Genomic DNA, 11,247 nt, shown 5'->3' on the forward strand with positions numbered 1-11,247 from the left:
ATACATTTGTACTCAAATTTAGCGCTCGCCTGTGCCAGTTGCGTAAGTCCTGAAATCGTGAAAAACAATATGAGTAGATGCTTTGAGGCGTTATTTGATTTGATAGTTCACACTAACTGATACACGAAAAAAGTAAAATCAGTAACTCAAATTACTCAAGGTTTAACTCGAATACGCTAGTGCAATTATGTAATTGTCGAGTTAAACAGTGAGTCCGATGCAACATGAGAAACGCAATCTGGGTCTAGATTTTCTCTTATATTCTGCTGGTGCAAATAAACAGATATTAAGCAGAAAAGACTGCCAGACAGAGGTAAATAAGCAAGCTGCGATTGGAGCAGTTGTATGTTTGACAGCTTTAACAGCTACTTTATCAGGTTCCTATGCCTTTTATACCGTATTTGCATCCAAAGCGATCGCACCTGCACTGGGTTCTTTTTGGGGACTGGTAATTTTTCATCTGGATAGAGTTTTTATCTTAAGTGCCAAAAAGAAGAAAAATGACTTCTTTGGTCAGATGAAAGTCTTAATTCCTCGTTTAATCTTAGCAGGCTTTTTGGGAGTTACTGTCAGCAAGCCTCTGGAATTAAAGATATTTGAGACTAACATCAAGGAAGAAATAATTAAACAAGATGAAGCTAATCTAGAAACGAAAAATCAGAAAATAGCAACCACAAATAAACAACTAGAAGCGAAATGGGAGAAGTATAGAAAAATTCGAGACGATTATCGTCAATCTGTCATAGACGAAAAAAAAGCACAAGCTAAAGAAATCACACGAGAAATGGAGGCAATTCAGGCGCAAATTCAAAACAATGAAAAAGAAATAGCACAAAATAAAAATCGCTTTGAGAATCGGCCACCTCAAACAGTAGGCTTATCAAAGCAGCTGGAAATCTTAGAGGAACTAGCAGCTAATGACCCAACTATTGGCAAAATCAGCTTATTCATTACGCTTCTATTCGTAATGATAGAAATTGCACCGATGATGGCAAAGTTAATGTCAAACTATAGTCCATACGATGCAATTCTCGAACACTTGGAGCAAAAAGCGATTTATTATCACAGCCAGCATTTATTAGATGCGAAGCAAAGTATCGAAGAACAGCTTGAAAATCGCAAACAAATTCGTCATGCTGTCAGAGACAATTCTCAACAGAGATTAATTGAACTTATCACTACTCAATTTTTACTACTAACAGAAGAGACTGCTAAAAGTCCAGAAATGGCTGCTATTCGGCTTAAGGTTATTACCTCTATAGCAGCACAAATTGAAGAAGTATTCATGGAACAAGCCAATCAAATCAAAGTTGTTGCTAGTGAAATTGAGCCGGAACTAAAGAAAGCGAAACAGAAGATTATCGAACAAAAAGCAAATGAAAAACTTTCCCAAGCTGAAACTGAAAGTCAAATAGAAGATGTATTTGACGATCTAAAGAACATTGAAAATTCCTTGAACTAATTATCATTAATAGGAGAACAATAATGTCTGACTACAACAATAAACAAAATAACTCTCTCACCAGAATTTCATCAGATATGCAAGTTTCCAAATCTTCCATCGTCAACGTAGTTGCAGATTATGCAGGAAGTGTTGTGGATGCTCAGAATCAAACAAGGAAGAATTTATTACAAAAACTCTTTCCTGATGCAACACAACGAGCTATAAAAATGGGTGAACTTAAGCTAATTCAAACTGAGTTTGAGTTTCGCAAAAAAGCTTTGGAAATGGTGAGAGAAACTCATACTCAAGCGTTAAGAGAAACTTGCAATCAATATTTGGTGCAAGCCAAGGCTACGGGAAGGGCTGAAACTGCTAAATTGCTGATGCAAAAGGCACAAGAACTACAAGCAGAAATGGATAGGGTTTTTGATAAGTTTATTGAAGCTGTAGAGAAGAAAACTCTGAAGTTAGAAAGCCTTAGTAACGTTGTTTTGAAGAGAAAGATGGAGGAACAATTAGAGAAGGAAATTCATGAATTTGTAGAAATGAGAGATCAACTGATTCGCAAGTTCAACAAAATAGTTGAAGAAGGTGTGTAGTTTAAGAAAGTACTATCCCAGATTTTTTCACATCCCCGACTTATTGGATAAGTTGGGGATTTTTTTCTTGAACGCCAACAAAATCATGCGTTAGCGTTCGCGCAGCGTTCCGAAGGAAAGCTTACCGAAGGTATCGCTATCGAAATTGATTTACAGTTATTCACGTAAAAACTGCTGTAAATGTTTAGTGCGATCGCTAATTTATCCTGAAAAATAAACCCTATTCATCACCTTCTACATTCTCTGGTGGATGCAGATTTGCATTCCTCAACAAACGGCGTAAATTGACAACACCAAACCGATTCAAACGCAAAGCTTCTACTGTTGCTCGACCACAAGGAGTTTTACCAATTACCTGGGTAAAATCATCACTCCAGCTAAAATGTTCGCTCCAAAATTGCAGCCGAGGATTATACAGTGCTATTTTTTCTCCCGTTTCTGGATCAATTGCTTGGGTTTTGGTATGTTTATGACCATTACAGCCGAAGCAACTCCAAGCAAGATTTTCTAAAACTGTTTCCCCACCTACTTGTCGAGGTTTTATATGCTCAACTGTAAAACTCTCAGTAGCAAATTGCTCACAACAGCGACAATACTCACAGTAACCACGCGCACGAGCAGCAACAATACGCCTGATTGGTTCTGGGGTTCGCTCTGACATTAGGCGACGTTGCTGTGTTTAGGCAAGAACTCGTCAATCAGCACTTTTAAATCAACTTTGCGAAGTTGAGCTAGTTTTATCAATGCTTCTGCACGTTCAGCATCTTGTTGTTCGATGCGCTCAACGTACATCAGTAGCTCTTGATGTTCTGTGTCTGTAATTACCCCTATCTCATTTTGCTGACGCAGATAAGCCAATCTCTCTTGTTCTTCAGGAAACAGACGGTGTTGAATAATTTGAAGCAAAGCGGCTTCGCTAATTTCTGGGTTTGGTGCTTCTGATACCTGTAAAGCTTCGTGAGAAAGGGCTTCCAAAAACTCGACAGCCTTTACTAAAGATTCTCCTGGTAATTGTTCGAGTAAAGCGATCGCTCTATTACGAATTTCTGTAGGTACAGTCATTATTACCTGACCTCGTTTGCTTCTAGCTTCGATTATAACTACCTTGCCCTGCTTTCTATAATGCGATCACACTCCATCCTCTCAAACAAAAAGGCGATCGCTCTATTCTTCTCCATAATCTACAACCAACGCAAACTCAGAAGTTAGCATAGTGTGATCGCTCTGTGTCTTTTCAACCCCAAGTTTTGATTACGCTTGTGGAAAAAACAAGTGAAATCAAAATCATGCGAGTTCCCTTAAAAATTGATTAAAATTTAGTTATATAAACTCAAGAATTTCTTGTTAGTTATTCTATCTTTGCACTATTGTTCCAATCTTTTCAGGTAAGAAATTGTACTTCCCAGGTCATATACAATTCTATTTTTTATTCTATCAGAGAATCCAAGTCTATGAGCTTCATCCAAGTGACGATCAGCTTCTTCAAAGTTTCCTCTTCCCAGTTCTACAAGAGTTAAAAAGAAGTGTGGCGATGGATAACTTGTATCTACTTGTAAAGCTTCAGTCAAATAGAATGCGGCTCGTTCTAATTCTCCGATTGCTAAATAAGATTGTCCTAAATTATTCAGTGTCATTGCTAGTACACTCGTAGTATCCAACCACAGAGTTAATAAGAGCATAAAGTCTAACCAAGGTCGTTGCCTAGCATAAGGGAGAAAACTTTCTAAGTAAGTAATTGAACCTTCCCAATTTCCTCTCTTTGCTAACTTGCGTGCTGTGTGCAAATCGCGTAAAAAGTACCTCGCTACACGAATAGGAATCAAAGCAATAATCCAAACAATAAATATCTTTATTAAAGAAGAATATATACCAATTTTGTAATGGTTAATATCTAATTTATGAAGATGTCTAAGAAGTAACCAATCTAATCTATCTGTACCTATCAATAACATTACAGCCCGTGTAAAAAAAACAATTACCAAAGCGATTATTATAAATACAAACCGTCTAGCTTTGTTTTGTGTAGAGGATAGTATTTTATTTGCTTCCTTTTCTTTTTCTAAAGCATTTTCAGCTTTCTGTCGCGCTTCTGCTAATATCCGACTCTCTTCTTCTTTAACCACCAAAGCTGCTTCTAGTTCTCTTTTTTCTAATTCCTGACTCGCAGCTAAATACCTAGAATCCTCATTACTCAAACTTTTCCCATTCGCCCACTGCAAAGCGTCCTGCAAAGCTTGTCCTCGCAACAACCGCGACTCATCTTGACGATTACTTTCAACCCAAGCCCGAAAGCTTTGTGAATAAGGACGCAGTTTACCTAACTCTTTTTCAACCCAATTTAAATTAAAAACCAATGGATAAATCTGATTATAAACCCGCAACTTATCCTGCTGTTTAATTACCAAACCAGTCAGACGAAATCCCATTTTTTCTGTACTTTCGTCAGCAGTAATCTCTCCCGAAAGCAAAATTTGCTGATACCAACCTAAAAAACTACCAGCGACTTGCTCTATTTCCAGCATCCTATTTTGTATGTTCTTCAAATGCACTGGTTCATCGTGAGCTTCCCAGTTTTCAATAATTTGACTTTTAACAACTTCTTCTACCCAGTCACTTATTTTATTTCTTTCTCCCTTCATCGCTTGTAAAGAGAGGTTGGTAGTGGAACTCTGTATTAACAATGTACAAACCTTTTGGGTTAAAAATGGCTGTCCTCCAGTCCAAGTTAAAACCTCTTGCACCACAACTAAAGGATTTTCTACCTTTCCCTCAAAACCATTTGCTAAAGGTTCAATTTCAGTATCTTTAAACCCATCAAGTTGAATCGCTCTACCAATATTAAACGGTGTTCGCCTTTTATCACTAATTAAATCGGATGGTGTTGCCACTCCAATTAAAGTAAAAGTCAATCTTTGATATTCTGGATTAAAATTACGCTTTTCATAACAACTTCTAATAAAAGCAAAAAAATCATCTGTCGAAAAACCTAAACTCAAAATACTATCAATTTCATCAATAAAAATAATAATCTTACTTTGAACAGATGCTAATAAAACAGTTTCAATAAATTCTTCCAATCGTTGCACGGGAGCAATTTCACTCCTTTGGAGCCACCAATTACGCATAAATTCTGATGGCTCGCCAAGATTAAAATTAGTTACAAGCTTATAAACTATCCCTGCATACCACTGTTCCAACTTACTGCTACTACCTATCACAGAAAAATCAAGGTAAGCACAAGCGAAACCTTCTGCTTGCAGTTTTTCCCTCGTGCGAACTATCAAGCTGCTTTTACCCATCTGACGGGAGTTAAAAACATAACAAAACTCTCCTGCTTTTAACCCATAGTAAAAGTCAGAATCCGCCTGCCTAACGACGTAACTAGGGGCATTTGCACTTAGACTTCCCCCCACTTTATACTCATAATTTGCTGTCATGATTGAGTCACCGCATATAGAAACTACTTAACGCAGTACGTCAGTTGACATACCTACCTACATCAAAACATGACCGGATTTGAGTTAAACCACGAGAAATTCGAGTTATCCTCGACTTATGACTGACTTTACCGAAAAATACTTATCCTGTAAACTAAGTTTTATAGCATTTCGCAAATCACTTAATATGCCACGTTCGGTCATCCTGCGGAAAGATAAGCAAGAAAAAGTTTTCCAACGTATAGGTAGATTAGATGGTGTACCTGGAGAATTTTTCAGTCAGCAGGATTTGGCTGAGGATTTAGGCATTGCGGCATCGACAGTTAGTAATTTTGTTAATCTTAAACCAGTTGACCGAAGATATTTTATTCAGATTTGTGAAAAATTGAGTTTAGATTGGCGAGAATATGCAGTTTCCTCAGTACAATCAAAAGGATCTGAGCCATCACCTCCCCCACTTCCCACTACCCTGGAATATCCAGAGGGACAGATTGAAGTCAATTCTCCCTTTTATATTGAACGTCCACCGATCGAACAACGCTGTTACGAGGAAATTAGTAAACCAAGTTCTCTGATTCGGATTAAAGCACCCAGACAAATGGGTAAATCTTCCCTACTAGCAAGGATTTTGCATCGAGCAGAGCAACAGGGAGCTGAAACCGTATACTTAAGTTTACAGGTGGCAGCACAAAAGTCTTTTACTGATACCGATACATTTCTAAAATGGTTCTGTGCCAGCGTTACCAGAGCTTTGAACTTAAATCTCGAATTAGTACAAAAGCACTGGGATTTAGCAGAAATTATGGGTAGTAATTTGTGTTGTCAAGATTATTTTGAACGATATCTGCTTTCAGAAATCAAAAAACCGATAACCTTGGGTTTAGATGAAGTCGATAGAGTATTTGAATACCCAGAAATCTCCGGAGACTTTTTTGGTTTGCTACGCGTACTCCACGAAGAAGGAAAACAACGCCAAATTTGGAAACAACTGCGGTTAGTAATTGTCCACTCCACGGAAGTTTATGTACCAATAAACTTAAACCAATCGCCTTTTAACGTTGGTTTACCTGTAGAATTACCAGAATTTACAGTAGAGCAAGTACAAAATTTAGCACGACTTTACCAAGTCAACTGGAGCGATAGAGAAGTTCTGCAACTAATGGAAATGGTAGGAGGACATCCGTTTTTAGTCAGACTGGCGCTGTATCATGTTGCCCGTCAAGATATGACATTGACTCAACTTTTACAAACAGCACCCACTACAACAGGAATATACAGCAACTATTTACGACGAATAGAGTCAATTTTGTCACAGTATCCTGAATTAGAAGCAGGGATGAAGGAAGTGATTACTACACCTCATACTACGCAATTAAACAAGAAGACTAGCTCGAAATTAAATGCCTTGGGGTTAATAAAAATACAAGGTGGGGAAGTCTTGCCAAGCTGTAGTTTATACCAGCAATATTTCCAAAATTTCTGGAAATAAGTCGTAGGCAAGTAAAATCGTACACAAATATCTCATAGGCTATCTCTAATACCAAGAGTGTTTGATGGAATCATCGAGTTCAGCAAACACTCATATGTTAAACAACACAAATAAAACCAATAAAAAATTCTTTGCTCTTTTTGCTTCTGCTTTACTTGCAGCAAATCTTCTGACTGGCTGTGGTGACAAAAAAATAGATGCGAGTGATAGCCAGAATAATGGAGTTGCAGTTGCACAATCAAACCCTAACAAACCCAGTCAAAACAATAGCGATACTACTCAAAACAACGGTGCGATCGCTATCCAAAATCCAGTATCTCTAGCTGATTATACCAAACCTGCCGTAGTTCAAATTGTTAGCGGTTGCACAGCTAAAGTTCGTTTCAGCTACAATGACCAAAGTAAAGTTTACGATGTTTCTGCTGGTGGCTCTGGTTCTGGCTTCTTTGTCAACTCTGACGGTTATATAATCACAAATGTTCACGTAATTGAAGCCACCAAAAATCCTGAAGAATGCCAAAAAGCATTGTTTCAAAACTATGTAGAGCAGATTGCTCAAGATTTGGGTGTAAATCCCAGCGAACTGTTAAAAAATCCTGAAGGTCTCCAAGAAATTGATAACAACTCCCAATTTGTGGAAGACATCCAGCAAATTAACAGTGTAATCTTGCCCAACAGCGATGCTTTACCTTTTGAAATTAAAGTATCCGGCGCACCTGTTGGTCAAGGTAAAGATGTTGCGGTAATTAAAGTAGAAATCAAAAATGCTCCTGTCTTAAAGCTAGCTGATTCCGAGCAAGTGCAAATCCAAAATAAAATCGTTGCAATGGGATATCCAGGTATTAATCCTGACATCTTAGACAACACATCCTTTGCAGAAGCAACAATTACTAGCGGTGAAATTTCTGCCAAAAAGCGACTAGCTGATGGCTCACCTGTTTTTCAAATTAGTGCCTCCGTAACACATGGCAACTCAGGTGGGCCTGTTCTCAACTCTAAAGGCGAAGTGATTGGTATGACCACCTTTGGTGGAGAACCCGTCAACGGTCAAGAAGTCTCTGGCTTTGCCTTTGCATTCACCAGCAATACAATTATGGAATTTGTACGACAAGCTGGTGTGGGTAATGAAAAAGGAGTAGTTGACGAGTTATACCGCGATGGATTGCAATTTTATTCTCAAGGTGCATATACTCAAGCAATTGAGAAGTTTGAAACTGTCAAGCGATTGTTTCCGCAACATTCAGAAGTAAATAAACTCATTCAAGAATGCCAAGGGAAAATCGTTGGAGCTAAGTAGGAAGGTAAGTTATATCGCTAATTCTATCTACAATATAAGGCGAGCAAGATACTCGCCTTTAATTTTATGTTTCGCCTGCCCAAGCAAGTTTGATGCTTGATTGCAGTTTGATTTTACTTGTTTGCAGACATTATTTATTTTTTAAAATCTTTTTACCAGGGCTATTGTTCATCTCCCCCAGTCAAACACTATAAATATTGCCTAAGAAGTTGATTATAGCCTCTGCTCTCAGATGAAAAATGTCAGGAGCAACAGGTTTAGCATCAGCTGTGAGAGGCATCAAACTTTCTCTTGCTTTCCTTTGCAGCCTCAATTACCTCTTCTAAAGTGCATTTGTATACTTCTAAAAACTTGGGTATATCTTCAATTGGCAACCTGGGAGTGTGCCGCCCAATATCCCAATTACGAACAGTTGACTCGGCAATCCCTAGTTTAGATGCCACATCTACTGTTCGCAACCCTGCTTTTTCTCTTAACTCCTTCATATCCATAACAGAATAGTACTACCCATAAAATATCAGTTAGTTAACATAGTTGACAAGCGCAGTTAACTAGCAGATAATAAATACATAACAGAAGCGCCCCTGACTGCGAATCTGAAGCGCTTCTTTTGCCCTAAATTTAAAGAGCCTTTCAATTATGACTCAGCCCATTTACACTTATCAACAGCTGCACCTGAAATCGATTGCCCGTCTCAAGCAAATCTACAGCGAAATCGGCTGCACAGCTGAGGTTTCAGACAAACGTTGCAAGGATGCCTGGATTAGCGCGATCGCCTCCTACCAATCCGCCCAGATCCAGAAAGTTGCACAAACCGAACTCGACCAGTTCATCGCCACCCAAGCCCAAGCCGTAGCCCCTGAACAACTGAGAACAGTCGAGATATCCTTTTACGATCACGAATATTACATTGGTAATCAGCTGGTTGCTGCTATCACCCACGACCATGACTTGACGCAACCTTGGGTAGTGATGGTGAACAACACAGAAGTATTCCGTGCAGCTACCCCAATGATGTGCGATCGCTACATCCGCATTCACTACAAGGATGGCACATTGCCAGTACAGGAACAAGAACCAACACCCTGCACCTCCGAAAACCGAATCATGGCGCATATCTTCAACGAGTGCCAGAATTACGGGTTTGAAATTCTCAACGACGGGATTTACAAGGATGGTGTGAAGCTGGGACAAGTCGGATGCACTGATGGTAACTGGTGGGTAATCCAGGGTGGTTCGGGTCAGCAGCAGTATTCTGACTCGGTGTTTGATGCGGTGCGATCGCTATCGATGGTAGATACTCCACCTGCAACTGAATCCACTCCTGAATATTTGCAATACCGCCCACTGGAGCAACTGACTACTGAGGAACTACAGCAGTTGCTGGATGTAGAAGCAGCTGACTGTGAGCAATTGTTAGATTTGCCCTTTGAACAGCTAACTGCTCAAGACTGGCAGCGCCTACAGCAGTATGAGCCTGTAGCCGCTTAATTCTCATACAGGCGATTGCTCAACAATCACAACCAACAGCGATCGCCCTAATCCATTCCTTCAATTACTCATCACATCTATGCAACCCACAATATCCATCCCCAATAACTGGGACTACCCCCGCTTTACCTTTGGACAGCGCACACAACAGGGCATCATCATAGGCTGCGAGTACTACCCCGCTGATACATTGTTAGCTCACGAGTACGGTAATTCTTGGCGTTACGCCGTACTGATTGACAAGAACTCTGAGGAAGTCCGGCATTACTTTGATGACCAAATTCAAACGCTATCTCTTGCAGAATTACGAGCGCAAATAATCGCTGAAATCGATGAACATACTCAGCAAATAGATGCCCTTAAGCAACAGTTAGCGGCTGTAACAGGGGGTAGAACAGATGGCTAAACATCGCCAAACTAAACCAGTTAAAGACTCTTCCAGTATGACTGCTGCTAGTTTATTACACTCGCTTCGTTGTCGAGGTGGTTCTGCTCCTTTGCATACTGTTGGGTTCTCTACTGGTGTCATTCAATCGCTACTCGATAGAAAGCTTGTGAGAGTGCAGAATACGGGCTGCGGGTTTTTACTGCAAGTTGTCGAGGAAATGTAACTAGTACTCAGCACTCAGGAGTCAGAATTCAGAATTGGTTTGGCTAATAGGTTTATAAGTTAAACATTCTAAGTTTTTACTATTCTGACTCCTGAATTTTCACTAAATAGGAGTAATTAAAGATGTCTCATCCCAATCTCTACACATTAGTTGATGCTGCAAAGTTTGTTCTTCAAGAAATAGCAAAGCACCCTGATTTCCAAGCTCTTGATTATCACCCTGATTTAACAATTGGTGATGCTCAAACTGCACTCTCTTATTTGAAACAAGAGCTAGAGAGTCATCCGAAGACTTCTGCTTAAGAAAAAGCAATCGCCTCAAATTGTGCCGTTATGGGGCGATTGCTAATGACTTAAAGTTTCACACAATTATCACACACTCCAGGACAAACATGAGTACTGAAATTCAACTAGGTCTTTGTAATCCTCCAGAACCCATTTATCTTTATGTCAAAAACGCTGAGTTAGGCGGGGAATCATATCTCTGGTATCACTACGACATCGATAAGGATAGAACTATCCCCGTACAACAAAGAGGACTAACCGGATATTTGTCTGAACTGCGATTGACAACAAGAGAATTCAAGGGAAAGGACAATCTGAAGCTGGACATTGTTGTTAGAGCAGACGAGGTTTATATCATCAGAACTGGAGTTGAAACGAACTTTGCGAAAACCTTTCTTCTCTCTGCAACGCTAATTCAAGACTTCTCTAAGCCCCTGATTATTGCAGTTACTGCTGGTGAAGAAAACACAGTGTTTTGTCGGTTATATGATGCAGTAACTAAAGTGAGATTTCGTGCTGAATGGAACAAGGATGCTGACTGGGGGACTATCATTCACGACATCCAATCTCTGTTAGGTGGTACACAGAATCAATC

The 11,247-nt window shown here is 39.5% G+C and carries 12 protein-coding genes and 1 pseudogene; 9 read left to right on the top strand and 4 right to left on the bottom strand.

All coding sequences use genetic code 11. From position 1 onward, the window contains the following. Window positions 1–217: 217 nt before the first annotated feature. Together AC5JMF_RS23815 and AC5JMF_RS23820 are read left to right on the top strand one after the other, a co-directional pair. Entirely contained in the window at window positions 218–1,462 is a 1,245-nt protein-coding gene (locus AC5JMF_RS23815; RefSeq protein ID WP_495798180.1) for a DUF4407 domain-containing protein, read from the top strand. 23 nt (window positions 1,463–1,485) lie between these two features. Beyond that, the gene (locus AC5JMF_RS23820; protein ID WP_495798181.1) at window positions 1,486–2,043 is read left to right on the top strand and encodes a hypothetical protein; all 558 of its coding nucleotides are present in this window, start codon (window positions 1,486–1,488) and stop codon (window positions 2,041–2,043) included. A 220-nt stretch (window positions 2,044–2,263) separates the two neighbouring features. On the opposite strand, the gene AC5JMF_RS23825 is transcribed toward AC5JMF_RS23820, so the two are convergent. The 3 genes from AC5JMF_RS23825 to AC5JMF_RS23835 form a co-directional block, all read right to left on the bottom strand. After that, entirely contained in the window at window positions 2,264–2,704 is a 441-nt protein-coding gene (locus AC5JMF_RS23825) for an HNH endonuclease (RefSeq protein ID WP_495798182.1), read from the bottom strand. Next, window positions 2,704–3,105, bottom strand: a complete 402-nt coding sequence (locus AC5JMF_RS23830; RefSeq protein WP_495798183.1) for a hypothetical protein — start codon at window positions 3,103–3,105, stop codon at window positions 2,704–2,706. The genes AC5JMF_RS23825 and AC5JMF_RS23830 overlap by 1 nt, the downstream gene beginning before the upstream one ends. A gap of 302 nt (window positions 3,106–3,407) precedes the next feature. Beyond that, window positions 3,408–5,480: an AAA-like domain-containing protein gene (locus AC5JMF_RS23835; protein WP_495798184.1), complete on the bottom strand. Its 2,073-nt coding sequence runs from the start codon at window positions 5,478–5,480 to the stop codon at window positions 3,408–3,410. Between the two features lie 187 nt (window positions 5,481–5,667). Here AC5JMF_RS23835 and AC5JMF_RS23840 point away from each other — a divergent pair, with 187 nt between their 5' ends. Beyond that, a complete protein-coding gene (locus AC5JMF_RS23840; protein ID WP_495798185.1) occupies window positions 5,668–6,969 on the top strand; it encodes an AAA-like domain-containing protein in 1,302 nt (433 codons plus the stop codon). A 64-nt stretch (window positions 6,970–7,033) separates the two neighbouring features. Further along, window positions 7,034–8,266, top strand: a complete 1,233-nt coding sequence (locus AC5JMF_RS23845) for a S1C family serine protease (RefSeq protein ID WP_495798186.1) — start codon at window positions 7,034–7,036, stop codon at window positions 8,264–8,266. Window positions 8,267–8,529: 263 nt separating this feature from the next. Here AC5JMF_RS23845 and AC5JMF_RS23850 read toward each other — a convergent pair whose 3' ends face one another. Continuing rightward, window positions 8,530–8,757, bottom strand: coding sequence for a helix-turn-helix domain-containing protein (locus AC5JMF_RS23850; RefSeq protein WP_495798187.1), 228 nt, complete (start codon window positions 8,755–8,757; stop codon window positions 8,530–8,532). Between the two features lie 148 nt (window positions 8,758–8,905). Here AC5JMF_RS23850 and AC5JMF_RS23855 point away from each other — a divergent pair, with 148 nt between their 5' ends. From AC5JMF_RS23855 to AC5JMF_RS23875, 5 genes and pseudogenes are all read left to right on the top strand, one after another. Beyond that, window positions 8,906–9,757, top strand: a complete 852-nt coding sequence (locus tag AC5JMF_RS23855) for a hypothetical protein (protein WP_495798188.1) — start codon at window positions 8,906–8,908, stop codon at window positions 9,755–9,757. Window positions 9,758–9,836: 79 nt separating this feature from the next. Continuing rightward, window positions 9,837–10,163, top strand: coding sequence for a hypothetical protein (locus AC5JMF_RS23860; protein WP_495798189.1), 327 nt, complete (start codon window positions 9,837–9,839; stop codon window positions 10,161–10,163). Beyond that, window positions 10,156–10,368: a hypothetical protein gene (locus AC5JMF_RS23865; RefSeq protein WP_495798190.1), complete on the top strand. Its 213-nt coding sequence runs from the start codon at window positions 10,156–10,158 to the stop codon at window positions 10,366–10,368. The genes AC5JMF_RS23860 and AC5JMF_RS23865 overlap by 8 nt, the downstream gene beginning before the upstream one ends. Before the next feature lie 122 nt (window positions 10,369–10,490). Continuing rightward, entirely contained in the window at window positions 10,491–10,670 is a 180-nt protein-coding gene (locus AC5JMF_RS23870; RefSeq protein ID WP_495798191.1) for a hypothetical protein, read from the top strand. An 89-nt stretch (window positions 10,671–10,759) separates the two neighbouring features. After that, a pseudogene (locus AC5JMF_RS23875) lies at window positions 10,760–11,247 on the top strand (hypothetical protein); the annotation flags it as partial.

It is taken from the genome of Desmonostoc vinosum (genome assembly GCF_059505385.1).

Bases quoted from the DNA above. Each gene is read 5' to 3' on its own strand.
- AC5JMF_RS23815 (WP_495798180.1), top strand. From the start codon at position 218: ATGCAACATGAGAAACGCAATCTGGGTCTAGATTTTCTCTTATATTCT.
- AC5JMF_RS23820 (WP_495798181.1), top strand. From the start codon at position 1,486: ATGTCTGACTACAACAATAAACAAAATAACTCTCTCACCAGAATTTCA.
- AC5JMF_RS23825 (WP_495798182.1), bottom strand. From the start codon at position 2,704: ATGTCAGAGCGAACCCCAGAACCAATCAGGCGTATTGTTGCTGCTCGT.
- AC5JMF_RS23830 (WP_495798183.1), bottom strand. From the start codon at position 3,105: ATGACTGTACCTACAGAAATTCGTAATAGAGCGATCGCTTTACTCGAA.
- AC5JMF_RS23835 (WP_495798184.1), bottom strand. From the start codon at position 5,480: ATGACAGCAAATTATGAGTATAAAGTGGGGGGAAGTCTAAGTGCAAAT.
- AC5JMF_RS23840 (WP_495798185.1), top strand. From the start codon at position 5,668: ATGCCACGTTCGGTCATCCTGCGGAAAGATAAGCAAGAAAAAGTTTTC.
- AC5JMF_RS23845 (WP_495798186.1), top strand. From the start codon at position 7,034: ATGGAATCATCGAGTTCAGCAAACACTCATATGTTAAACAACACAAAT.
- AC5JMF_RS23850 (WP_495798187.1), bottom strand. From the start codon at position 8,757: ATGGATATGAAGGAGTTAAGAGAAAAAGCAGGGTTGCGAACAGTAGAT.
- AC5JMF_RS23855 (WP_495798188.1), top strand. From the start codon at position 8,906: ATGACTCAGCCCATTTACACTTATCAACAGCTGCACCTGAAATCGATT.
- AC5JMF_RS23860 (WP_495798189.1), top strand. From the start codon at position 9,837: ATGCAACCCACAATATCCATCCCCAATAACTGGGACTACCCCCGCTTT.
- AC5JMF_RS23865 (WP_495798190.1), top strand. From the start codon at position 10,156: ATGGCTAAACATCGCCAAACTAAACCAGTTAAAGACTCTTCCAGTATG.
- AC5JMF_RS23870 (WP_495798191.1), top strand. From the start codon at position 10,491: ATGTCTCATCCCAATCTCTACACATTAGTTGATGCTGCAAAGTTTGTT.